This window comes from Sphingobium sp. SG1 (assembly GCF_057063145.1).
The window spans coordinates 144,036-166,679 of sequence record NZ_JBVVOJ010000007.1; the positions used below are offsets into that span (position 1 = coordinate 144,036).

19 protein-coding genes, 1 tRNA gene and 1 riboswitch are annotated in these 22,644 nt (G+C 66.2%); of the genes, 18 read left to right on the plus strand and 2 right to left on the minus strand.

Annotated features, from left to right (window positions below):
- The 7 genes from AC0KVN_RS16590 (at window position 1) to AC0KVN_RS16620 (ending at window position 5,476) form a co-directional block, all read left to right on the plus strand.
- Window positions 1–1,251 (plus strand): murein hydrolase activator EnvC family protein, encoded by a 1,251-nt coding sequence (locus tag AC0KVN_RS16590; protein WP_435567654.1) that lies wholly within the window; start codon window positions 1–3, stop codon window positions 1,249–1,251.
- Window positions 1,252–1,370: 119 nt separating this feature from the next.
- A complete protein-coding gene (locus AC0KVN_RS16595) occupies window positions 1,371–1,826 on the plus strand; it encodes a hypothetical protein (RefSeq protein WP_435567653.1) in 456 nt (151 codons plus the stop codon).
- A 103-nt stretch (window positions 1,827–1,929) separates the two neighbouring features.
- Window positions 1,930–3,285 (plus strand): S41 family peptidase, encoded by a 1,356-nt coding sequence (locus AC0KVN_RS16600; RefSeq protein WP_004209836.1) that lies wholly within the window; start codon window positions 1,930–1,932, stop codon window positions 3,283–3,285.
- Window positions 3,286–3,358: 73 nt separating this feature from the next.
- Entirely contained in the window at window positions 3,359–3,853 is a 495-nt protein-coding gene (locus AC0KVN_RS16605) for a disulfide bond formation protein B (protein ID WP_037518444.1), read from the plus strand.
- The gene (locus tag AC0KVN_RS16610; protein ID WP_037518447.1) at window positions 3,850–4,404 is read left to right on the plus strand and encodes a demethoxyubiquinone hydroxylase family protein; all 555 of its coding nucleotides are present in this window, start codon (window positions 3,850–3,852) and stop codon (window positions 4,402–4,404) included. Before AC0KVN_RS16605 ends, AC0KVN_RS16610 begins: the two co-directional genes overlap by 4 nt.
- 15 nt (window positions 4,405–4,419) lie before the next feature.
- Window positions 4,420–4,980, plus strand: a complete 561-nt coding sequence (locus tag AC0KVN_RS16615) for a hypothetical protein (protein ID WP_010336965.1) — start codon at window positions 4,420–4,422, stop codon at window positions 4,978–4,980.
- Between the two features lie 97 nt (window positions 4,981–5,077).
- Complete coding sequence (locus AC0KVN_RS16620) at window positions 5,078–5,476, plus strand: hypothetical protein (RefSeq protein ID WP_029547618.1); 399 nt, start codon at window positions 5,078–5,080, stop codon at window positions 5,474–5,476.
- A gap of 9 nt (window positions 5,477–5,485) precedes the next feature.
- On the opposite strand, the gene AC0KVN_RS16625 is transcribed toward AC0KVN_RS16620, so the two are convergent.
- Window positions 5,486–5,902: a DUF1801 domain-containing protein gene (locus tag AC0KVN_RS16625; protein ID WP_435567652.1), complete on the minus strand. Its 417-nt coding sequence runs from the start codon at window positions 5,900–5,902 to the stop codon at window positions 5,486–5,488.
- Between the two features lie 34 nt (window positions 5,903–5,936).
- Window positions 5,937–6,044, plus strand: a riboswitch (yybP-ykoY riboswitch).
- A 93-nt stretch (window positions 6,045–6,137) separates the two neighbouring features.
- On the opposite strand from AC0KVN_RS16625, the gene AC0KVN_RS16630 reads away from it, so the two are divergent.
- From AC0KVN_RS16630 to gltB, 6 genes are all read left to right on the plus strand, one after another.
- On the plus strand, window positions 6,138–6,716 hold the full coding sequence (locus AC0KVN_RS16630; protein ID WP_037507236.1) for a TMEM165/GDT1 family protein: 579 nt from the start codon (window positions 6,138–6,140) through the stop codon (window positions 6,714–6,716).
- Between the two features lie 162 nt (window positions 6,717–6,878).
- Window positions 6,879–7,808, plus strand: a complete 930-nt coding sequence (locus AC0KVN_RS16635; protein ID WP_435567651.1) for a complex I NDUFA9 subunit family protein — start codon at window positions 6,879–6,881, stop codon at window positions 7,806–7,808.
- A gap of 183 nt (window positions 7,809–7,991) precedes the next feature.
- Window positions 7,992–8,801 (plus strand): undecaprenyl-diphosphate phosphatase, encoded by an 810-nt coding sequence (locus AC0KVN_RS16640; RefSeq protein ID WP_278392017.1) that lies wholly within the window; start codon window positions 7,992–7,994, stop codon window positions 8,799–8,801.
- Window positions 8,802–8,966: 165 nt separating this feature from the next.
- Window positions 8,967–10,418, plus strand: a complete 1,452-nt coding sequence (locus AC0KVN_RS16645) for an NAD(P)-dependent oxidoreductase (protein WP_004209812.1) — start codon at window positions 8,967–8,969, stop codon at window positions 10,416–10,418.
- Entirely contained in the window at window positions 10,418–11,137 is a 720-nt protein-coding gene (locus AC0KVN_RS16650; RefSeq protein ID WP_313392833.1) for a DUF2059 domain-containing protein, read from the plus strand. The genes AC0KVN_RS16645 and AC0KVN_RS16650 overlap by 1 nt, the downstream gene beginning before the upstream one ends.
- Window positions 11,138–11,222: 85 nt before the next feature.
- Window positions 11,223–15,758: a glutamate synthase large subunit gene (gene gltB, locus AC0KVN_RS16655; protein ID WP_435567650.1), complete on the plus strand. Its 4,536-nt coding sequence runs from the start codon at window positions 11,223–11,225 to the stop codon at window positions 15,756–15,758.
- Here gltB and AC0KVN_RS16660 read toward each other — a convergent pair whose 3' ends face one another.
- Window positions 15,759–16,274, minus strand: a complete 516-nt coding sequence (locus AC0KVN_RS16660; RefSeq protein WP_435567649.1) for a hypothetical protein — start codon at window positions 16,272–16,274, stop codon at window positions 15,759–15,761.
- 140 nt (window positions 16,275–16,414) lie between these two features.
- On the opposite strand from AC0KVN_RS16660, the gene AC0KVN_RS16665 reads away from it, so the two are divergent.
- The 5 genes from AC0KVN_RS16665 to AC0KVN_RS16685 all read left to right on the plus strand — a co-directional run bounded on the left by AC0KVN_RS16665 (window position 16,415) and on the right by AC0KVN_RS16685 (window position 22,643).
- A tRNA-Leu gene (locus AC0KVN_RS16665) sits at window positions 16,415–16,501 on the plus strand.
- 136 nt (window positions 16,502–16,637) lie between these two features.
- Window positions 16,638–18,905, plus strand: coding sequence for an FdhF/YdeP family oxidoreductase (locus AC0KVN_RS16670; protein ID WP_435567648.1), 2,268 nt, complete (start codon window positions 16,638–16,640; stop codon window positions 18,903–18,905).
- The gene (fdhD, locus tag AC0KVN_RS16675) at window positions 18,902–19,753 is read left to right on the plus strand and encodes a formate dehydrogenase accessory sulfurtransferase FdhD (RefSeq protein WP_435567647.1); all 852 of its coding nucleotides are present in this window, start codon (window positions 18,902–18,904) and stop codon (window positions 19,751–19,753) included. Before AC0KVN_RS16670 ends, fdhD begins: the two co-directional genes overlap by 4 nt.
- 287 nt (window positions 19,754–20,040) lie before the next feature.
- Window positions 20,041–20,199, plus strand: a complete 159-nt coding sequence (locus AC0KVN_RS16680; protein WP_004209804.1) for a hypothetical protein — start codon at window positions 20,041–20,043, stop codon at window positions 20,197–20,199.
- An 8-nt stretch (window positions 20,200–20,207) separates the two neighbouring features.
- Window positions 20,208–22,643 carry a TonB-dependent receptor gene (locus AC0KVN_RS16685; protein WP_278983572.1) on the plus strand — a complete coding sequence of 812 codons (2,436 nt, stop codon included), beginning with the start codon at window positions 20,208–20,210 and terminating at the stop codon, window positions 22,641–22,643.
- Window position 22,644 lies beyond the last annotated feature (1 nt).

Here is a 22,644-nt window from a genome sequence, read left to right on the forward strand (position 1 = left end):
TTGAAGCGCAGCATCATCAACAACAGCATCACGGGCATCGCACTGGCCGGCATCTTGGCCCTTGTCGCCACGCGCCTGCCCGCCGCTAACGATGCCGCGATCATCCTGCCTGGCACCGCCGGCACCACGCTGGCACAGGAACAGAAGGCGCTGCGCGACGCCCGCCGCCAGTCGGTGGAGGCCGCCGACCGTTCGGTCCGGCTGGAACGGCAGGCCGGCATGGCCCGTGACGAGGCCGAACAAGCCGGCCGCCGCGCCGCCGCCATGGCCGCCCGTATCCAGCAGGCCGAGGCCGATGTGCAGGCCGCCCAGGCCCGCATCGCCATCATCGCCCGCATGCAGCGCGCCCAGGCCGCGCGCCTCGCCGCCCGGCAGGAACCGGTGGTGCGCCTGACCGCCGCGCTGCAGATGATGAGCCGCCGTCCGCTCGCCCTTGCCCTCGTCCAGCCCGGATCGATCAGCGACGCCGTCCATATGCGCGCGGTGCTGGGACAGGTGCTGCCGGTGATCGAGCAGCGCACCGCCGGTCTGCGCGCCGAGCTGGACCGCAGCCGTGCGATCCGCGCCACCGCCCAGCAGGCCGCCGACGCCCTGACCAAGAGCCGCCGCGACCTCACCGATCGCCAGGCCGAGCTGCGCCAGCTCGAAACGCAAAAGCGCGTCGCCGCCCGCGACTATCGCGCCAATGCCGGGCTGGAGAGCGAACGCGCGCTGGCGCTGGGCGAGAAGGCGCGTGACATTGTCGACCTGATGGACCAGCTGGAGGTGGCGAGCGACCTGCGCGATCGCCTCGCGCAACTGTCCGGTCCGGTGCTGCGGCCCGCCCGCCCCGACCGGGCCGGCGCCCCTGCCCCCGACCGCGAGACGCTGGACAGCGGCCCGCCGCCCTATCGCCTGCCCGTCGTCGGCCAGCTCGTCACCGGCATGGGCGAGGTGAATGACGGCGGCGTGCGATCGCGCGGCCTGACCCTGGTGACCCAGGCCGGCGCCCAAGCAGTCGCGCCGACCGCCGGCCGCATCGCCTTTGCCGGCCCCTATCGCGGCTATGGCCAGATCCTCATCATCGACCATGGCCAGGGCTGGACCACCCTCATCACCGGCCTGCACCGTGTCACCGCTCAGGTCGGCGAGAGTGTGCGCCAGGGCGACCCGGTCGGCCTCACCGCCGCCCAGGGCCGCCCCACCGTCACCGTCGAACTGCGCCGCAACGGCCGTCCGGTGGACATCGTGCCGCTGGTGGGACTGGGCTAACGCAATCGCAAGACTTGCCGCTTACGCCTGCTTGGGTGAACGCTCATACGCCCTTGCCCTTGCCCGCACATGAGATCTGGCCCGATCTGTGGCAGAGCGCCAGTGCTTGGCGGGGACGAATGATCGAAGAGTTTGCTCGCGCCGAGGCCGCCGTGACCGAGGCGTTGATCCAGCTTTCCAATGTCCCGATCAAGGGCAAGAACATCAATCTGCCCCATCTTGTGGGCCAGCGATTTGCCGCACTGGCCAAGGCCATCGGCACCGACGGCCCATTTGCCGTTGAAGGCAAGGCACTAGCCAAGGCCCTGGAAGAGTTCATCGCCTTTGAAACGCTGCGCGCGACCTTGTGCCATGGCACGCAGACCGTCACCGTCGATCACAAGGGCCGATGGCACGTCACATTGCGCTTGCAGATATTGCGAGGCGGCAAAGCCTTGCGCGAGACGCTGGTGCTCGACGAAAACGAAGCCATCGAACGTTGCAAAATGATACATGCGGCGCGGCAACGGCTGGAGTCCAAGATCAGCCTCATGATCAGCGGCCTAGCCCGACAAGGGGGAAATCAAACCCATTAACCCCACGCTCATCGACGCCAGGCAACATTGGTCGAAGCGCGCTTTTGCGTTGGATAGCGAATCGACGTATATCGATCCCTTGATGCGGACTCCAAGGACAGCCATGAAATCCACCTTCCTGCAGGGCGCGGTCGCGCTCGGCGCGCTTGCGCTCATCCCCGCCACCACCGCGGCGCTCGCCGATGGCGAGGCATCGAGCTACAAGGCGCTCGACGAATTCATGGACGTCTTCCAGAAGGTCCGCAGCGACTATGTCGAGAAGGTCGACGACGAAAAGCTGATCAAGGGCGCGATCGACGGCATGCTCGCCAGCCTCGATCCGCACAGCAGCTTCCTCGATGCGCGCGATTTCCAGAATCTGCGCACCCAGACCGAGGGCAGCTATGGCGGCCTTGGCCTGTCGGTCACGCAGGAGGATGGCGCGGTCAAGGTGATCGCCCCGACCCAGGACACGCCGGCCTGGCGCGCCGGGATCAAGGCGGGCGACTATATCACCCATATTGACGGCCAGCTCATCTATGGCGGCACGCTGGACGAGGCGGTGGACAAGATGCGCGGCGCACCGGGCACCAGCATCAAGCTGACCATCGTGCGCACCGGCCGCGACAAGCCGATCGACCTGACCCTCACCCGCGAGATCATCGAGATCAAGCCGGTGAAGTGGGAAGTGAAGAATAATATCGGCGTCATCAACATCGTCAGCTTCTCGGCCAATACCGGCGCCGATGTCCGCTCGGCGATCCGCAGCATCGACAAGAGCCTGGGCCACAAGCCGACCGGCTATATCCTCGACCTGCGCTCCAATCCCGGCGGCCTGCTGGACGAAGCGGTGTCGACCAGCGACGTCTTCCTGGAGCGTGGCGAGATCGTGTCGCAGCGCGGCCGCAACAAGGGCGATGTCGAACGCTATTATGCCAAGCCCGGCGATGACGCGAAGGGCCTGCCGGTGATCGTGCTGGTCGATGCGGGCTCCGCCTCGGCCTCCGAAATCGTCGCCGGCGCGCTGCAGGACCAGCATCGCGCGCTCATCATGGGCGAACGCAGCTTCGGCAAGGGCTCGGTCCAGACCATGTTGCCGCTGTCGAACACCACCGCGCTCAAGCTCACCACCGCGCGCTACTTCACGCCATCGGGCCGCAGCGTGCAGGAAGGCGGCATCCAGCCGGACATCAAGGTGCCGCAGCTCAGCGACCCGGATTACAAGGATCGCCCCAAGTTCCGCGAAAGCGACCTGCGCCGGCACCTGATCAATGAGATCAAGACCGACGACGCCGCGCTGGAAGAGGACAGCAAGGAAGATCCGCGCTTCGCCCAGACCGCCGAGGAGCTGAAGAAGAAGGGGATCGAGGACTTCCAGCTCGATTATGCGCTCAAGACCATTTCCCGCCTCGCCGGCACGCCGGGCGCCACCATCGCCCAGGCGCAGCAGGCCGCTGCGCGCAAGCCCGGCGCGAAATGAATCGTGCCCGTTCGGATGACCGGACGGGCAAGTTCAGCATGACGAAAGGCGGACAAGGGTTTAAGCGGGCGATATGAACAGCTTGTCCCCCGCCCTGGGCCGCGCCCGCCTGCTTGCCCTGCTCGTGCCCGTGATCGCGCTGGGCACGGCCTATGCCTCCCAATATCTAGGCGGGCTGCATCCGTGCGAAATGTGCTGGTGGCAGCGTTATCCCCATATGGTGGCGATCCCGCTGGCGCTGGTCGCCTATGCGCTGCGCGGCCGCGCCTGCATGAGCGGCCTGTTCGCCGGTTTCGCCGGCATCGCCATCGGCATCAGCGGCGCCATCGGCCTGTTCCATGCCGGGGTCGAATATGGCTGGTGGGAAGGACTGACCGCCTGCTCGACCACGCCGACCGGCGGCAGCAGCACCGATATTTTGAGCCAGATCATGGCAACGCCGATCACCCGCTGCGATGTTGCGCCCTGGAGCCTCTTCGGCATTTCGCTGGCAGGCTATAACGGCCTCTTGTCGGGCGCGGCCGCGCTCGCCATCTTGGCCCTGCTGCTGAAAGCGAGGAAGGCATGAGCGCCACCAAGGATTTCCCGCGTCCCGGACGTCGCACCAACGTAACCGATCGCGCCTCCATGGTGCGCGTCGACCAGGCCGGCGAATTCGGCGCGGTGCGCATCTATGCCGGGCAGCTTGCGGTGATGGGCGATCGCCATCCCTATGGCCGGCTGATCGCCGGCATGGCCGCGCAGGAGGAACGTCATCGGGCCGCCTTCGACGCGCTGATCGCCAAGCGCGGCGTGCGCCCGACCGCGATCCACCCGATCTGGAATGTCGCCGGCTTCGCGCTGGGCGCCGTGACCGCCGCGATGGGACCGAAGGCCGCCATGGCCTGCACCGCCGCGATCGAGACCGAGATCGACCTTCATTATGAGGAACAGTTGCAGCAACTGGGCGAGGATGATCCGGAACTCTCTGCCCTGATCAAAGATTTCCAGGCGGAGGAGGTCGAGCATCGCGACGCCGCCATCGCCCATGGCGCGGAACAGGCCCCGGCCTATCCGCTGCTGTCCGGCGCGATCCGCCTGGGTTGCCGCGCCGCCATCGCGCTTTCGAAGCGCATCTGAACAAGGGACGGACCGATGATGAAGACCCCGTTGATCGCTCTGGCCGCCGGCCTGATGCTGGGCACCGCCGCCCCCGCGCTCGCACAGCAGGACAGCGCCCCCACGGCCGCCACCAGCACCGGCTCCGAAAAGGTCAATCTGGTCATCGTCTATGGCGATGATGCCTGTCCCCAGAGCCAGGGCGACGGCATCGTCGTCTGCGCGCGCAAGGGCGAGGAGGAACGCTACCGCATTCCCGAGCCGCTGCGCGGCGATCCGAACAAGCCCAGCAACCAGGCCTGGGGCGAGCGGGTGAAGTCGATGGAATATGTCGGCCGCGACGGCACCGAAAGCTGCTCGCCGGTCGGCGGTGGCGGCGCCACCGGCTGCTTCGCCAAGCTGTCGCGCCTGGCCAAGGCGGAACGGCAGCAGGCCGACAATGCCAGCTGGAAGGATCTGGTCGAAGCCGAGCGCGCCAGGCGCCTGTCGACTATCGACGCCGACAGCGAAGCGATCGAAAAGCGCGTTCTGGCCGAGGAAAAGGCCGACGCCGATGCCAAGAAGGCGCAGGAACAGGAAGTCCCGCCCCGGCCGTGACGGCATGGGGCGTCCTGCGGCGTCTGTTCATATCGATCCCGCGCCAGTGCAGCGCGGGACGAACGGGGTGCAACCGGGGCGAATGAAGGAATTGATGATGCGTCTCCCCCGCCCCCTGCTGATCGCCGGCCTGGCCGCGCTGGCCCTGCCCGCTGCGCCCGCCGTCGCCCAGGATGATCCGCCGCAGAAGATCTTCAACCTCATCGTCTATGGCGATGATCCCTGCCCGACCGGCGAGGGCGAGGAAATCGTGGTCTGCGCCCGCAAGCCCGAATCCGAACGCTATCGCATTCCCAAGAAGCTGCGCGAAAAGCCCGAAGAAGTGGGTGGCCCCGGCTGGGGCAGCCAGGTCGCGACGATGGAACAGACCCAGCGCCAGATCCTGCCCAACAGTTGCTCGGCCATCGGCAGCAACGGCTTCACCGGCTGCACCGCCCAGATGCTGCAACAATGGTTCGCCGAACGGCGGATGCAGCAGAGCAGCAGCACGCCCTGAGCGCTTTTCCTAGCGCGGATACAGCCCGTCCATATGCGCCAGGCTCTGCACGATCAGCGCCTCCAGCGCGCCCATGTCGATATCGGCCAGCCGCTTGACATAGAGGCAGCCCTTGCCGCGCCGATGCTTGCCCAATGCCAAGACATCGGCGTCGTCGAGACCGGCCAGATAGAAGACCAGTTCCGCCTTGCGCGGCGCAAAGCCGATCCGGCACATGTCGCCCTCGCGCCCGCTGTCATAGCGGTAATGATAGCGGCCAAAGCCGATGATGCTCGGTCCCCACAGCCGTGGCGGCTCGCCCGACAGCCGCGCCATCAACGCCGCGACGACCCGGCCATCCGCCTGCCGCTCGGCCGGTTCGACCGTGTCGAGATAGGCAGCGACATCCGCCGCCGTCTCCATGGTCTTGTTCTCACCCGTCGCCATCGGCTTGCCTTTCGCGGCCTGTCCGACTACAGGCTAGCGCGTCATCTGGGGAGTAGCCAGCCGTTCCGCTGACGGGACGGGCCATATGTCAACATATTTGGCCGAGAGGCCATGGCATATGGGATGCGGTATCAGCCGCATCGGGCGAGACCAATGGCATCGGCTTCCCAGTCCGGCCGGGCGGGGAAGACGGTGGCATTGTGTCTTTTGTCAGAGCCCGGCCCGGACGTTCTTCATGGAAGCCTTCCTCACCTCCACCGCCCTCGTCGCGCTTGCCGAAATGGGCGACAAGACGCAGTTGCTGGCCATGCTGCTCGCCACCCGCTTTCGCAAGCCGGTGCCGATCATCCTGGGCATCTTCGTCGCCACCATCGCCAATCATTTCCTCGCCGCGCTGGTCGGCCATTCGATCGCCGGGGTGCTGACCCAGCCCTGGTTCCGCTATGCCGTGGCGGGCAGCTTCATCGCCATGGCGCTCTGGACGCTGGTGCCCGACAAGATCGACGAGGATGCGCCGCTCAAGGCCCCGTCCAAGGCCGGCGTGTTCGTGACCACGCTCGTTGCCTTCTTCCTGGTCGAAATGGGCGACAAGACGCAGGTGGCGACCGTGGCGCTGGGCGCCCAGTTCGACAATCTGCTTGCCGTCACCGCCGGCACCACCTGCGGCATGATGCTGGCCAATGTCCCGGCCGTGCTGTTCGGCGAAGCACTGGCGAAGCGCGTGCCGATGCGCGCGCTGCAGATCGGTGCGGCCCTGCTCTTCCTTCTCTTGGGCCTTTGGATGATCGCCGGACTGCAGGGCTGGATCGGCTGATTGGCTGGTCGCGTTTTCGCAAGCGTCGGGTGATGCCACCCGATTAGAAAACGCTCCAGAAATCGGAACACCGCCGCCGGCGGGCGGTTGTCAGCGGGCGGCGGAAGTTGCAAGGGAAACGGCACGAACTTTCCCCTTTTCGAACAGCATGGGACGCGCGTGATGAAGGACAATCTGGTAACCATCTTCGGCGGCGGCGGCTTTCTCGGGCGCCAGGTCGCCCAGACGCTGATGGCACGCGGCGCGCGCGTCCGCATCGCCCAGCGCGACCTCGCCAATTCGGTCAAGGTGAAGGCGCTCGGCAATCTGGGCCAGACCCAGTTCGTCGCGGCCAATATCCGCAAGCCCGACACCGTCGCCCGTGCCTTGCACGGCAGCGACATCGTCATCAACCTGGTCGGCATATTGAGCGGCGATTTCGACGCCATCCAGCATGAGGGCGCCGCCAATGTCGCCCAGGCGGCGGCCGCTGCCGGCGTCACCGCGCTGGTCCATGTCTCGGCGATCGGCGCCGACGCCAACAGCCCCTCGGCCTATGGCCGGTCCAAGGCTGCGGGCGAAGCCGCCGTGCTGGCCGCCTTCCCGACCGCGACCATCGTGCGCCCGTCGATCATCTTCGGCCAGGAAGACCAGTTCCTCAACCGCTTCGCCGGCGTCGCCAGCAGCGGCCCGGTCGTGCCGGTGATCGGCGCCGCCACCAAATTCCAGCCCGTCTATGTCGGCGACGTTGCCGAGGCGATCGCCAACGCGGCGCAGCAGCCCGGCGTCTTTGGCGGCAAGACCTTCGAACTCGCCGGCCCGCAGGTCATGAGCATGAAGGAAATCAACGCCTGGGTCGCCAAGGCGATCGGCCGTGGCGACAAGCCGCTGGCCGAGGTGCCCGGTGCCTTCGCCTCACTGCTGGCGATGCTGCCCGGCGGCCCGATCACCCGCGACCAGCTTGCCATGCTGGGCCAGGACAATGTCGCCGCGCCCGGCACGCCGGGCCTTGAGGCGCTAGGCGTCGCGCCCACGCCGATGGCCGCGGTCGCCGAACGCTGGATGGTCCCCTATCGCAAGCATGGCCGCTTCGCCGGCCGCGTGAAGGCCTGATCCATTCCCGCCATCGGCTCGACGGGCCGATGATCGGCCACGACCGGCCGTGGCCATGCCGCTTTGCCTTTTCGCTGCACTGCGGCATGGTGCATCCCTGACATATAGGCATTGCCCGGCCCTCTCCCTTCGCGGGGGGAGGGCTTGGCTTATGCGCCCCCTGCTTGAGGATCCGACATCCCCATGGACATGCATTATCTGACGGTCATCCTGCTCGGCATCGTGGAGGGATTGACCGAATTTCTCCCCGTGTCCTCGACCGGCCATCTCATCCTGGCGAGCGAACTGCTCGGCTATGATGCGTCGGTTTGGGCGATGTTCAACGTCATGATCCAGCTCGGTGCGATCCTCGCCGTCGTCGTCCTCTACTGGCGCACCTTCTGGGCGGTGGCCATGGGCCTGCTCCGCCTCGACCCGGTCAGCATCCGCTTCGTGCGCAACCTGCTGGTCGCCTTCATCCCCGCCGTCGTCATCGGCCTTGCCCTGCACGATTATATCGACACGCTGCTCGGATCGCCCCGCGTGGTCGCGGTCGCGCTGGTGGTCGGCGGCGTCGCCATCCTGGTGATCGAACGCCTGATCAGGGAACAGCGCTTCCACGGCATCGCCGACATTCCGCTGGTCCGCGTCATCGGCATCGGCTTCATCCAGTGCCTCGCCATGGTGCCGGGCGTCAGCCGCTCGGGCGCGACCATCATGGGCGCGCTGACCCTGGGCGTCGAACGCCGCACCGCCGCGGAGTTCAGCTTCTTCCTCGCCATCCCGACCATGCTCGGCGCCTCGACGCTGGAACTGCTCAAGAAGGGCGACCAGCTCACCAGCGCCCAGGTCGGCTGGGACAGCATCGCGCTCGGCTTCATCGTCTCCTTCATCGTCGCGCTGCTGGTGATCAAATGGTTCGTCGGCCTGGTGTCGCGCCATGGCTTCGCACCCTTTGCCTGGTATCGAATCATGGCCGGCATCGGCGCACTTGTCTGGCTCAGCCTGAGATAAGGCCGATACGGACCTAATATTTGAAAGATAATTACAGCGCCGCGACAGTCTTTTCCCAAACCGCCAGATAATAGGTCAGCTTAACTGCCCTAAATGCCAGAATCCGCGTGACTCCGCGGGTTTTCCTGCTATGCGCACTGCAAACAATCGTTGCAGGGAAATGCCATGGCTGAAAATCCGATGCTGAAGTTCGTGGGCAAGGAACAGGCCTATCCGGAAAAGCGCGGCGCTGATGCGCGCGCCGAGGACTTTCTGGAAATCAGCAAGTCCTTCATTCTGGACAAGGCCGAGGAACAGGCGTCGCGCTGCTCGCAATGCGGCGTGCCCTATTGCTCGACCCATTGCCCGCTGCACAATCATATCCCCGACTGGCTGCGCCTGACCGCCGAAGGGCGCCTGCGCGAAGCCTATGAACTGTCGAACCTGACCAGCACCATGCCGGAAATCTGCGGCCGCATCTGCCCGCAGGACCGTCTGTGCGAAGGCAATTGCGTGATCGAATTTTCCGGCCACGGATCGGTCACCATCGGCTCGGTGGAAAAGTTCATCACCGACACCGCCTGGAAGGAAGGCTGGGTCGAACCGCTCGTCCCCGGCGCCGCGCGCGGCCAGTCGGTCGGCGTCATCGGTGCCGGCCCCGCCGGCCTCACCACCGCCGAATATCTGCGCGTCGCGGGCTATGAAGTCCATGTCTATGACCGGCATGACCGCGCCGGCGGCCTGCTGACCTATGGCATCCCCGGCTTCAAGCTGGAAAAGGATGTCGTCATGCGCCGCGTCCAGCGCCTCAAGGACGGCGGCATCATCTTCCACGAAGGGTTCGAGGTCGGCCGTGACGCCAGCATGGAACAGTTGCGTGCGAAGCATGACGCGATCCTGATCGCCACCGGCGTCTACAAGGCCCGCGACATCAAGGCGCCGGGCGTCGGCGCACCGGGCGTGGTCAAGGCGCTCGACTATCTCACCGCCTCCAACAAGGCGGGCTTCGGCGATGCCGTGCCCGGCCATGAGGATGGCACCCTGCTCGCCACCGGCAAGAATGTCGTCGTGATCGGCGGCGGCGACACCGCGATGGACTGCGTCCGCACCGCCATCCGCCAGGGCGCCAAGTCGGTGAAGTGCCTCTATCGCCGCGACCGCGACAATATGCCCGGCTCGCAGCGCGAAGTCGCCAATGCCGAGGAGGAAGGCGTCGAGTTCGTCTGGCTGACCGCCCCGATCGCCTTCGAGGGCACGGAGCATGTCACCGGCGTCAAGGTCACCAAGATGCGCCTGGGTTCGCCCGACGCATCGGGCCGCCGCGCGCCCGAGCCCGATCCGGGCAGCGAGCATACGCTGGAAGCCGATCTGGTCATCAAGGCGCTGGGCTATGATCCCGAAGACCTGCCTCGCCTGTTCGGCGCCGACGACCTGTCGGTCACCCGCTGGGGCACGCTGCGCGTCGATCACAAGACGATGATGACCAGCATGGACGGCGTCTTCGCCGCCGGCGACATCGTGCGCGGCGCATCGCTGGTGGTCTGGGCCATTCGCGACGGCCGCGACGTGACCGACCATATGCACAAATATCTCAAGGCCAAGGCCGTCGCCGCCGCCAGCGAGAAGGTTGCCGCCTGATGCGCCTCGCCTTCCTGTCCCTGTTGCTGCTGGCGGCCCCGGTCGCCGTGCAGGCGCAGACGCCGGTGGCGCCTGTAGCCGCCGAGCAGCCGGTCGATCCGGCGCTACTCGCCAAGGCGCAGCCGATCGCGACCCTCATCCTGCCCGACGGCACGATGGAAAAGATGATGGGCCCGATGATGCAGAAGATGATGGGCCCGATGATGGACAGCATGACCAAGATGCCCATCCGCGAGTTCCTGAAGGTCGGCGGCATCGACCCCGAACGGGCCGAAGGTCTGGGCGAAGGCACGATGGAGGAAATGATGGCGATCCTCGATCCCAATTTCCGCAAGCGGATGGACGTGATCGTCAACACCATGATGCCCGCCATGGGCCGCTTCATGGGCCGTTACGAACCGGACATGCGCGCCGGCATGGCGGAGGCTTTTGCCTATCGCTACAATGCCACCGAGCTGGATCAGATCGCCGCCTTCCTGAAGACGCCGACCGGCGCCAAGTTCGGCGAGGGCTTCATGCAGCTGGCAACCGACCCCCATTATATCGGCCGCATGCAGAAGATCATGCCCGACATGATGAAGGCCATGCCGGAGATCATGCAATCCTCCCAGGCCGAACTCGCCAAGCTACCCAAGCCGCGCACCTATAAAGACCTGACCAAGGCCGAACGCGACCGCCTCACCGCATTGCTCGGGGCGGACACGCAAAAGGCAAACTGACGATCGACGCCGGCACGCCGGCACCAACAGAATGAAGGCGGCCGTGCCCCAAGAAGGGGACGGCCAGATGCAAGGGTAAGTCATCATGACCGACACCAATTTCATGGCCAGCCCCGAAGAGCGCGCACGCATCGCTGCCGAGGGCATGTATCATCCCGAGATGGAGGGCGATGCCTGCGGCGTCGGCCTGGTCGCCGCCACCGACGGCCGGCCCAGCCGCCGCGTCGTTTCTTCCGCGATCGATGCGCTGAAAGCCGTGTGGCACCGCGGCGCGGTCGACGCCGATGGCAAGACCGGCGATGGCGCCGGCATCCATGTCGACCTGCCGGTCCGCTTCTTCGACGATGCGATCGCCGATTCGGGCCACAAGCCGCTGCCCAACCGCCTCGCCGTCGGCATGATCTTCCTGCCGCGCACCGACCTCAGCGCGCAGGAAACCTGCCGCACCATCGTCGAAGCCGAGATCATCGACGCGGGCTACACCATCTATGGCTGGCGCCAGGTGCCGGTCGACGTCTCCGTCATCGGCGAGAAGGCGCAGCGCACCCGTCCCGAGATCGAGCAGATCATGATCGCCGGCCCGATGCCGGAGGAACGCGACGTCGGCGAGTTCGAGAAGGATCTCTACCTGATCCGCCGCCGCATCGAGAAGAAGGTGATCGAAGCGCAGATCAGCGATTTCTACGTCTGCTCGCTGTCGTGCCGCTCGATCATCTACAAGGGCCTGTTCCTCGCCGAATCGCTGTCGGTCTTCTATCCGGACCTGCAGGATGAGCGGTTCGAGAGCCGCGTCGCCATCTTCCACCAGCGCTATTCGACCAACACCTTCCCGCAATGGTGGCTGGCCCAGCCGTTCCGCACCCTCGCCCATAATGGCGAGATCAACACGATCCGCGGCAACAAGAACTGGATGAAGAGCCACGAGATCAAGATGGCTTCGCTGGCCTTTGGCGAGCAGTCGGAAGACATCAAGCCGGTGATCCCGGCCGGCGCGTCGGATACCGCCGCACTGGACGCCGTGTTCGAGGCGATCTGCCGCTCGGGCCGCGATGCGCCCACGGCCAAGCTGATGCTGGTGCCCGAGGCATGGCAGGCGGAAAGCGCCGAACTGCCCAAGGCGCATGCCGACATGTATGAATATCTCGCCTCCGTGATGGAGCCGTGGGACGGCCCGGCCGCGCTCGCGATGACGGACGGCCGCTGGGTCGTGGCCGGCGTCGACCGCAACGCGCTGCGCCCGCTGCGCTACACGCTGACCGGCGACAATCTGCTGATCGTGGGTTCGGAAACCGGCATGGTCGTCGTGCCCGAAACCACCATCGTCCAGAAGGGCCGCATGGGTCCGGGCCAGATGATCGCGATCGATCTGCAGGAAGGCGAAGTCTATGACGACCGCGCGATCAAGGATCGCATCGCGGGCGAGCGCCCCTATGGCGACCTGATCAAGGACTTCCTCGACATCACCGACCTGCCCGACGTCCCCACCGCCCTGCCGGCATGGGACAAGGCGGAACTGACCCGTCGTCAGGTCGCGGCCAACATGACGCTGGAGGATATGGAACTGATCCTCGCGCCGATGGTGGAGGATGCCAAGGAAGCGATCGGCTCGATGGGCGACGACACGCCGCTGGCGGTCATCTCCGACAAGCCGCGCACCATCAGCCATTTCTTCCGCCAGAATTTCAGCCAGGTCACCAACCCGCCGATCGACCCGTTGCGCGAACGGCATGTGATGAGCCTCAAGACGCGCTTCTCCAACCTCCACAACATCCTGGAGGAAGATGCGCAGAACAGCCATGTGCTGGTGCTGGAATCGCCGGTGCTCAACAGCGCCGAATGGGCGCGGCTCAAGGCCTATTTCGGCCCGGCCGTGGCCGAAATCGACTGCACCTTCCCCTCGACCGGCGGCCAGGAACAGCTGCGCGCGGCGATCGCCCGCATCCGTGAGGAGGCCGAGCAGGCGGTGCGCGAAGGGCGCAGCGAACTGTTCCTGACCGACGAGCGTGCCGGGCAGGACCGGGTCGCGATCCAGGGCGTGCTGGCGGCCGCGGCCGTCCACACCCATCTCGTCCGCAAGGGCCTGCGCAGCTATGCGTCGATCAACGTGCGGTCGGCCGAAGCGCTCGACACCCATTATTTCGCGGTGCTGATCGGCGTCGGCGCAACAACGGTAAACGCCTATCTGGCCGAAGCCAGCATCGCCGATCGCCACGCCCGTGGCCTGTTCGGCGACCTGACCCTCGATCAGTGTTTCGAGCGTCAGCGCACCGCGATCAACGAGGGTCTGCTCAAGATCATGTCCAAGATGGGCATCGCGGTCGTCAGCTCCTATCGCGGCGGCTATAATTTCGAAGCGGTCGGCCTGTCGCGCGCCCTGGTCAACGATCTCTTCCCCGGCATGCCGGCGAAGATTTCGGGCGAAGGCTATGCCTCCCTCCACTATTCGGCGATGCTGCGCCACGACAAGGCCTATGACAGCGCGGTCGTCCGCCTGCCGATCGGCGGCTTCTATCGCCAGCGCAACGGCGGCGAGGCCCATGCCTATTCCGCCCAGCTGATGCACCTGCTGCAAACCGCCGTCGGCACCGACAGCTATTCGACCTATCTGCAATTCTCGCGCGGCGTGCGCGACCTGCCACCGGTCTATCTTCGCGACCTGATGGAGTTCAACTTCGCCCGCGAGGCGGTGCCGATCGACGAGGTCGAAGCCACCACCGAGATCCGCAAGCGCTTCGTGACGCCGGGCATGTCGCTGGGTGCGCTCAGCCCCGAAGCGCATGAGACGCTGGCGATCGCCATGAACCGCATCGGCGCCAAGGCGGTGTCGGGCGAGGGTGGCGAGGATGCCGCGCGCTTCAAGCCCTATGAGAATGGCGACAACGCCAATTCGGTCATCAAGCAGATCGCGTCGGGCCGCTTCGGCGTCCATGCCGAATATCTGGGCTCCGCCGAGGAAATCGAGATCAAGGTCGCACAGGGCGCCAAGCCCGGCGAGGGCGGCCAGCTGCCCGGCTTCAAGGTGACCGAATTCATCGCCCGCCTGCGTCACTCGACGCCCGGCGTGACGCTGATCTCGCCGCCGCCGCACCATGACATCTACTCGATCGAGGATCTCGCGCAGCTCATCTATGACTGCAAGATGATCAACCCGCGCGCCCGCGTCTGCGTCAAGCTGGTCAGCCAGGCCGGCATCGGCACGGTCGCGGCCGGCGTTGCCAAGGCGCATGCCGACGTCATCCTGGTCGCCGGCCATGTCGGCGGCACCGGCGCCAGCCCCCAGACCTCGATCAAATATGCCGGCACGCCCTGGGAAATGGGCCTGTCGGAAGCCAATCAGGTGCTGACCCTCAACGGCCTGCGCCACCGCGTGAAGCTGCGCACCGATGGCGGCCTCAAGACCGGGCGCGACATCGTCATCGCCGCGATCCTGGGCGCCGAGGAATTCGGCATCGGCACGCTGTCGCTGGTCGCCATGGGCTGCATCATGGTGCGCCAGTGCCACAGCAACACCTGCCCCGTGGGCGTCTGCGTGCAGGATGAGAAGCTGCGCCAGAAGTTCACCGGCACGCCGGAGAAGGTCATCAACCTGATGACCTTCATCGCCGAGGAAGTGCGCGAGATCCTGGCCCGCCTTGGCTTCCGCAGCCTCGACGAAGTGATCGGCCGCACCGAACTGTTGAAGCAGGTCAATCGCGGCGCCGAGCATCTCGACGATCTCGACCTCAACCCGATCCTGGCCAAGGTCGATGCGCCCGACGAGCATCGCCGCTTCAGCCTGCCCCAGTGGCGCAATGAAGTGCCCGACAGCCTCGACGCGCAGATGATGAAGGATGCCCGCGCCGTGTTCGAGCGCGGCGAGAAGATGCAGCTGACCTACACGGTGCGCAACACGCACCGCGCCGTCGGCACCCGCCTCTCCTCCGCCGTGACCGAAAAGTTCGGCATGTCGACCTTGGCGGACGGCCATCTGACCGTGCGGCTGCGCGGCTCGGCCGGCCAGTCGCTCGGCGCCTTCCTCTGCAAGGGCATCACCCTCGAAGTGTTCGGCGACGCCAACGACTATGTCGGCAAGGGCCTGTCGGGCGGCATCATCAAGGTGCGCACCACCGTCTCCTCGCCGCTCTCGTCGAAGGACAACACCATCCTTGGCAACACCGTCCTCTACGGCGCGACCAGCGGCAAGCTGTTCGCGGCGGGCCAGGCCGGCGAGCGCTTCGCGGTCCGCAATTCGGGCGCGAAGGTGGTGGTCGAAGGATGCGGCGCCAATGGCTGCGAATATATGACCGGCGGCACCGCCGTGATCCTGGGCAAGACCGGCGCCAATTTCGGCGCGGGCATGACTGGCGGCATGGCCTTCATCCTCGACGAGGATGGCAGCTTCCCGAGCCGCGCCAACCCGGAAAGCATCGTCTGGCAGCGTCTGGACAGTGCCCATTGGGAAGGCGAGCTGAAGGCGCTGATCGCCGAACATGCGGTCGCGACCGACAGCAAATGGTCGAACACCATCCTGGAGGATTGGGATCGCTGGCGCCGCTACATCTGGCAGGTCTGCCCGAAGGAAATGGTCAATCGCCTGGCCCATCCGCTGAGCGACGCATCGACCCCGGTCGCTGCCGAATAATTACTGCGGCAAGCCCGCCTCTGCCGGTTCTGCGGGGACCGGCGGGGGCGGCGCCGTCGTCGCCGCGACCGGCCTCAGCGCCGATCCCGGTTCCACCTCGCCCGCCGCGAATCGCTCGATCCGCGGCGGCAGGCGATCGACCCGCACCGTCGGCTGCGGCAGCGGCGGGTCACCCAGCGCCGCCGATTCGACCGGCTGTTCCTCTTCCGCCAGATAGTCGCGCACCGCCGGATCGCGCGATTCGCCAATCATGCCATCGGCATCCAGCCCCGCCATGTCGGCCTGCATCCGCCGTTCCTCCAGGGTCGGTCCGCATCCGGTGCAGGTCACGAATGCCGGTCCGCGCTCGGCCTCCGGCAAATTCGGCACCGCCGCCATGTCGCCGCTGTCCAGTTCCGCCTCCAGCGCAGGCCGCACCGGCTTTTGCGGGCTGGTGACATAGGCGCCCAGGCCCAGCCCCATCACGGCGGCGGCCACCATAGCGCCGCCCGATCCCACCCAGAAATGCAACGACATGGGGCCAGCCCCCTTTCGCAACCGACTTTCTGCCAAACAAAGATAACGTTGATGCCGATCACTGGTTGCATGACCCAAAAGCCTTTGCTAAGGGCCGCCTCCTACCAAGGCACCGGCCCCGCCGGTTTCCCTGTTGATGTGCGGTCGTGGCGGAATTGGTAGACGCGCAACGTTGAGGTCGTTGTGGCCGAAAGGCCGTGGAAGTTCGAGTCTTCTCGACCGCACCATCACTTTCCCGATAGCTGCAGATGATGATGACAGCCCCCTGCGGGCACGCCCCATCCTGCCTGCCCGGCCTTGGTTCTCCAGCCGAATTTTCCTATATCCGACGCGGGGCACCGCGATGATGTGGGACAGACGACCATGGACAAATCCGCCGAAGACCTGATCCCCGACACGGTGGAAGGCGTCTCCAGCTATGACGGCCCGGCCGGCGGCTGGGGCGCCCTGCGTGCAGTGGCCAAGACGGTCGCCGAACAGATGCGCGCCAGCCCCGACACCCGCGCCCTGCTCCAGATGAACCAGCCCGACGGCTTCGACTGCCCCGGCTGCGCCTGGCCCGACCCCAAGCACACCTCTTCGTTCGAATTCTGCGAGAATGGCGCCAAGGCCGTCACCTGGGAAGCGACGGTCAAGCGCGTCGATCCCGATTTCTTCGCCCGCCACAGCGTCAGCGAATTGTGGAACTGGACCGACCACAAGCTCGAAGATGCCGGCCGCCTGACCGAGCCGCTGCGCTATGATGCCGCGACCGACCATTTCGTGCCGATCAGCTGGGACGAAGCCTTTGCCCGCGCCGGCGCCGCGCTCCAGGCGCTCGACCATGCCGACCAGGCCGAATTCTACTGCTCGGGCCGCGCGTCGAACGAATCCGCCTTCCTCTATCAGTTGTTCGCCCGCGAGTTCGGCACCAACAATTTCCCCGACTGCTCGAACATGTGTCATGAGGCGACCAGCACCGGCCTCCCCAAGTCGATCGGCATCGGCAAGGGCACGGTGACGCTGGAGGATTTCGACCATGCCGACGCGATCTTCTGCATCGGCCATAATCCGGGCACCAACCATCCCCGCATGCTGAGCACGCTCGCCGCCGCCTCCAAGCGCGGCGTGCCGATCATCGTCGCCAACCCGATGCGCGAACGCGGGCTGGAACGCTTCAAGTCGCCCCAGCATCCCACCGAAATGCTCTCGCCCGGCGCCACCCCGCTCGCGTCCGCCTATCATCAGGTGCGGATCGGCGGCGACATGGCGATGCTCAAGGGCATGATGAAGGCGCTGCTGGCGATCGAGGCGCAGCAGCCCGGCACGCTCGACCACGGCTTCATCGCCCAGCATACAGAGGGCTTCGACGCCCTGCGCGCCGATATCGAAGCGACCCAATGGCCGTGGATCGAGCGCCTGTCCGGCCTCACCCGCGAGGCGATCGAGAGCATGACCCATGTCTATGCCAGGGCCGACCGGGTCATCATCTGCTACGGCATGGGCATCACCCAGCATCGCCACGGCACGCAAAATGTGCAGGCGCTCGCCAACCTGCTGCTGCTGCGCGGCAATTTCGGCAAGCCGGGCGCCGGCATCTGCCCACTGCGCGGCCATAGCAATGTGCAGGGCGACCGCACCGTCGGCATCACCGAACTGCCGACCGAAGCGATGCTGCAACGGCTCGACACCGCCTTTTCCATCCAGTCGCCGCGCAAGCATGGCCATAATGCGGTCGAGGCGCTGGCCGCCATGCATGCCGGCGAATCTAAAGCGCTGATTTCCCTCGGCGGCAATCTCGCCGTCGCCATGCCCGATCCCGATGCCTGTTTCGCCGCCGTGCGCCGGCTCGACCTGTCGATCAACATCCTCACCAAGTTCAACCGCACCTGCCTGCTGACCGCGCGCGAGACGCTGGTCCTGCCCTGCCTTGGCCGCACCGAACTGGATCTGCAGGCCGCCGGCCCGCAATGGGTGACGGTGGAGGACAGCATGTCGATGGTCCATGCCTCGCGCGGCAAGCTCAAGCCCCCCTCGCCCCATGTACGTTCCGAACCGGCGATCGTTGCGGGTCTGGCCAAGGCCGCCATGCCCGCCAGCCGCACCGACTGGGACGGCATGGTCGCCGATTATGACCGCATCCGCGACGGGATCGAGGCGGTCTATCCCGACTTCCGCGACTTCAACATCCGGGTGCGCGAACCGGGCGGCTTCCGCCTGACCATCGGCCCCAGCGACCGGATCTGGAACACGCCCAGCGGCAAGGCGCAGTTCATCACCCACCCGGCCGCGCCGGACGAGGGCGCGCTGCCGCTGCTGCTCACCACCATCCGCAGCCATGACCAGTATAATACCACCATCTATAGCTATGATGACCGCTATCGCGGCATCCATGGCCGGCGCGACATCATCTTCGCGAACGAGATCGATCTGGCGGAGATGGGCCTGGCCCATGGCGACAAGGTCGACGTGACGACGCCGGCCGGGCGCGAGCTGCGCGGCTTCACCATCGTCATGCACGCCATCGCGCGCGGATCGCTCGCCGCTTATTATCCCGAGGCGAACAATCTCGTCCCGCTCGACGATTATGATCCGGCCAGCGGCACCCCCGCCTACAAGTCGATTCCCGTTATGGTGCGCGCCGCCCGATGAGCGACGCCGACCGGCCCGTCCGCTTCACCCGGATCACCCCGGACGGCGGCCGGGCGCCCGTCACACGCGCGGTCGCGGTCGAATGCCCGGTCGCGCTCGAATATAATGGCATCGGCTATGCCGTGCTGATGGCGACCCCGGCCGATCTCGACGATCTCGCCACCGGCTTCGCCTTGTCCGAACGGCTGATCGATAGTGCCGCCGACATCATCGACATCGACATTCACGAAGCGCCCCAGGGCCTGTTGCTGCGCATCCGCCTGATCGCCGATTGCCATGACCGCATCCTCGCGCGCGTCCGCCACCGCGTCGCCGAATCCTCCTGTGGCCTGTGCGGCATAGAGAATCTGGAGCAGGCGCTGCGCCCGCTGCCACGCGTCACCGCCGTCACCCAGGCCAGCGACGATGCCCTGTTCCGTGCCCTCGATGCGCTCGACGCGCGCCAGCCGGGCAATCAGCGCACCGGCGCCCTCCACGCCGCCGCCCTCGCCGCGTCCAACGGCACGCTCCGCCTCGCGCGCGAGGATGTCGGCCGCCACAACGCCTTCGACAAGCTGATCGGCGCCATGGCCCGCGCCGGCCTTGGCTGGGATGGCGGCTTCGCCCTCCTCTCCTCGCGCTGTTCCTATGAACTGGTGGAAAAGGCCGCGCTCGCCGCCTGCCCGCTGCTCGTCACCCTCTCCGCCCCCACCAGCCTCGCGCTCGATCGCGCCCGCGAATCGGGCCTGCGCCTCATCACCCTCGCCCGGCGCGACGCCATGCTCGAACAGGCGGATGGACCGGCACAGCGCAATTTGGGCACGGCCAAGCAAAACTTGGTTGAGCCAGACACTCTATCTTATAAGTAGAGATTGCCTGAAACGGAGCGGACTGGTCCCCGCCCGGATGACGACATCGGCATCGGACCCGCGGCTTTTGATCGGGATGCAGCTTGCTCCGCGTCACCAACAGCTAAAGCGCACGATGCTCGGGCGACGACGCCAGCTTCGTGTTCCCCCCAACAGAATGGGGAATGAAACGATGTGCCATCCATCTGAAATCTAGGGCCTGACGCCCGCCACGCAACGCGCTGCCTGTCAGCGCGCCTCCATCCGCCCGTCCTCCGCCGATGCGTCGTGCGGGAAAGGGGGATCGCATGCCCGTGGAAGCTCGCGGCCGACGCGCGTCGCCGCACCCAGCCTATTCCGTGTCGCTGCTCCAGGCGGCCGCCGCGCTCTACGGCCTGAATGCCGTGCGCGACGATGCCCTGCGTCCGCAGCCCACAAGCAGAACAGACAAGAAATTCAGGGAGTAAGCCTCTTCATGTCCCAAGTCCTCGCGCCCAGCCGACCCCGGCACGGCCTGTCCCTCCGTCGCCTGCTGCTCGCCGGCGTCGCCATCGGCCTGTTGCCGAGCGCCGCTCATGCTGCCGACGAACCCGCCGCCGCGGCGCCTGCCCCGGCCCCCGAAGCCGCCGTCGATGAAGGCGATTATGGCGCCCCCATCCTGGTCACCGCCCGCCGCCGCGCCGAAAAGGCGCAGGACGTGCCGGTCGCCCTCTCGGTCGTCGGCGGCGATCTGGTCGAACAGCGCGGCGACTATACCCTCGCCGCCGTGCAGCAGGTCGCGCCCAGCCTCCAGCTGTTCAGCTTCAACCCCCGCAACACCAACATCAACATCCGCGGCCTCGGCTCCAATGTCGCGCTGACCAATGACGGCCTCGAAAATGGCGTCGGCGTCTATATCGACGATGTCTATTATGGCCGCGTCGGCGCCAGCCAGTTCGACCTGGTCGACCTCGAACGGATCGAGGTGCTGCGCGGGCCGCAAGGCACGCTGTTCGGCAAGAACACCACCGCGGGCGCGATCAACATCACCACCCGCCAGCCGAGCTTCGATTTCGGCGGCCAGGTGGAAGCGACGCTGGGCGACTATGGTTTCCATCAGGTGCGCGGCTCGGTCACCGGTGGCCTCACCGACTGGGCGGCGGTGCGCGTCAGCATTGCCGACACCCATCGCGATGGTTTCCTCACCAATGTCCATAACGGCAAGAAAATTCACGATTACGACAATTTCACCGCGCGCGGCCAGCTGCTGCTGACCCAGGGTGAGGGCTTCAGCCTGCGCCTGATCGGTGACTATGCCAAGCAGACGCTCAATTGCTGCGTCCGCCTGCCCAGCACCGTCTTCACCACCTATGATGACGGCAACACGATCGCGAACAATTTCGCGATCCGCGCCGCCCGCGCCGGCTACACGCCGCTCGCCACCGATCCCTTCGCCCGCAAGGTCGATGTCGACGGCCAGTTCCAGGCGAACATGAATCAGTGGGGCATTTCGGGCAAGGCCGACTGGGATGTCGGCCCGGTCACGCTCAGCTCCATCACCGCCTATCGCGCCTGGAACTGGTATCCGCGCAACGACAGCGACGCCACCTCGCTCTCGGTCAACACGCTCAACCACCAGGAAAATAACCAGCGCCAGTTCAGCCAGGAATTTCGCGTCGCCTCCAATGGCGACACCCGCCTCTCCTATGTGCTGGGCGCCTATTATTTCTGGCAGATCATCAACGGCTCGGGCGCCGCCGGCTATGGCGTTGACGCGCCGCTCTGGCTCTTCCCCAATGCCGATCCGGTGGTCAGCAATGCGGCGGTCAACGGCTTCGTCGCCCGCTCCAGCTCCAATCCGGAAACCAAGAGCGCCGCGCTGTTCGGCCAGGCCAGCTACGCCATCATCCCCGACAGCCTCTCGCTGACGCTCGGCCTGCGCTACACGCATGAAAAGAAGCAGGGCAGCTACAGCCAATGGTGGGCGGAGGGGAATGATCTTTCCAGCCTGACCGCGGCCCAGCGCACCGCCGCGATCGCGCTGCGCAACAGCCTCAACCCCGTCACCAGCTACTCGACCGGCTTCACCGACAACAGCCTCTCGGGCCTGGCCACCCTGTCCTACAAGGTGACGCCGGACGTGCTGGTCTATGCCACCTATTCGCGCGGCAACAAGTCGGGCGGCCTCAACCTCACCAACATCCCGGCCGGGGTCAGCCCCGATGTCGGCGGCGAGAAGGTCGACAATTACGAAGCCGGCGTGAAGAGCCAGTTCTGGGGCGGCAAGGCGACGCTCAACGCCGCCGCCTTCTGGACCAACATCTTCGACTATCAGACCGCGATCACCGAACAGATTGTCGGCACCAACAGCACCCGCAATTATATCACCAACATTCCCGAGGCGCGCGCCCGCGGCTTCGAGCTGGACGGTGCGCTGGCGCTCAGCCGCTATGTCAACCTCAACGCCTCGCTCGCTTATACCGACGCCTATTATGTCGACTTCAAGAACGGCCCGACCCCGGTCGAGGCGCTGAACCCGACCACCGGCGGCTCGGCCGTGACCGACCTGAGCGGCAAGCCGCTGTCGGGCGTCCCCGAATGGTCGTGGAGCGCGGGCGGCGACTTCGCCATTCCGCTCGGCACCACCAAATGGGGCGACGCGCAATTCTATGGCCGCGCCGACTATAGCTGGCGCTCCTCCTACTACACCGCCGTGTCGGACAGCCGCTACTCGCTGGTGCCCAGCTACGGCGTCGCCAATGCGCGTATCGGCGTGCGGCTGGACGATGGCCTGATCGACCTGTCGCTCTGGGCCAAGAACCTGTTCGACAAGGATTATGTCGACACGCTCTCGGTCGCGAACACCGGTCTCGTCACCGCCACCGTCGGCGACCCCCGCACCATCGGCGTCACCCTGCGCAGCAAATTCTGAC

Excerpts from the sequence above, each read along its gene's own strand:
- AC0KVN_RS16595 (WP_435567653.1), top strand. The coding sequence starts at position 1,371 with ATGATCGAAGAGTTTGCTCGCGCCGAGGCCGCCGTGACCGAGGCGTTG.
- AC0KVN_RS16600 (WP_004209836.1), top strand. The coding sequence starts at position 1,930 with ATGAAATCCACCTTCCTGCAGGGCGCGGTCGCGCTCGGCGCGCTTGCG.
- AC0KVN_RS16605 (WP_037518444.1), top strand. The coding sequence starts at position 3,359 with ATGAACAGCTTGTCCCCCGCCCTGGGCCGCGCCCGCCTGCTTGCCCTG.
- AC0KVN_RS16610 (WP_037518447.1), top strand. The coding sequence starts at position 3,850 with ATGAGCGCCACCAAGGATTTCCCGCGTCCCGGACGTCGCACCAACGTA.
- AC0KVN_RS16615 (WP_010336965.1), top strand. The coding sequence starts at position 4,420 with ATGATGAAGACCCCGTTGATCGCTCTGGCCGCCGGCCTGATGCTGGGC.
- AC0KVN_RS16620 (WP_029547618.1), top strand. The coding sequence starts at position 5,078 with ATGCGTCTCCCCCGCCCCCTGCTGATCGCCGGCCTGGCCGCGCTGGCC.
- AC0KVN_RS16625 (WP_435567652.1), bottom strand. The coding sequence starts at position 5,902 with ATGGCGACGGGTGAGAACAAGACCATGGAGACGGCGGCGGATGTCGCT.
- AC0KVN_RS16630 (WP_037507236.1), top strand. The coding sequence starts at position 6,138 with ATGGAAGCCTTCCTCACCTCCACCGCCCTCGTCGCGCTTGCCGAAATG.
- AC0KVN_RS16635 (WP_435567651.1), top strand. The coding sequence starts at position 6,879 with ATGAAGGACAATCTGGTAACCATCTTCGGCGGCGGCGGCTTTCTCGGG.
- AC0KVN_RS16640 (WP_278392017.1), top strand. The coding sequence starts at position 7,992 with ATGGACATGCATTATCTGACGGTCATCCTGCTCGGCATCGTGGAGGGA.
- AC0KVN_RS16645 (WP_004209812.1), top strand. The coding sequence starts at position 8,967 with ATGGCTGAAAATCCGATGCTGAAGTTCGTGGGCAAGGAACAGGCCTAT.
- AC0KVN_RS16650 (WP_313392833.1), top strand. The coding sequence starts at position 10,418 with ATGCGCCTCGCCTTCCTGTCCCTGTTGCTGCTGGCGGCCCCGGTCGCC.
- gltB (WP_435567650.1), top strand. The coding sequence starts at position 11,223 with ATGACCGACACCAATTTCATGGCCAGCCCCGAAGAGCGCGCACGCATC.
- AC0KVN_RS16660 (WP_435567649.1), bottom strand. The coding sequence starts at position 16,274 with ATGTCGTTGCATTTCTGGGTGGGATCGGGCGGCGCTATGGTGGCCGCC.
- AC0KVN_RS16670 (WP_435567648.1), top strand. The coding sequence starts at position 16,638 with ATGGACAAATCCGCCGAAGACCTGATCCCCGACACGGTGGAAGGCGTC.
- fdhD (WP_435567647.1), top strand. The coding sequence starts at position 18,902 with ATGAGCGACGCCGACCGGCCCGTCCGCTTCACCCGGATCACCCCGGAC.
- AC0KVN_RS16680 (WP_004209804.1), top strand. The coding sequence starts at position 20,041 with ATGCCCGTGGAAGCTCGCGGCCGACGCGCGTCGCCGCACCCAGCCTAT.
- AC0KVN_RS16685 (WP_278983572.1), top strand. The coding sequence starts at position 20,208 with ATGTCCCAAGTCCTCGCGCCCAGCCGACCCCGGCACGGCCTGTCCCTC.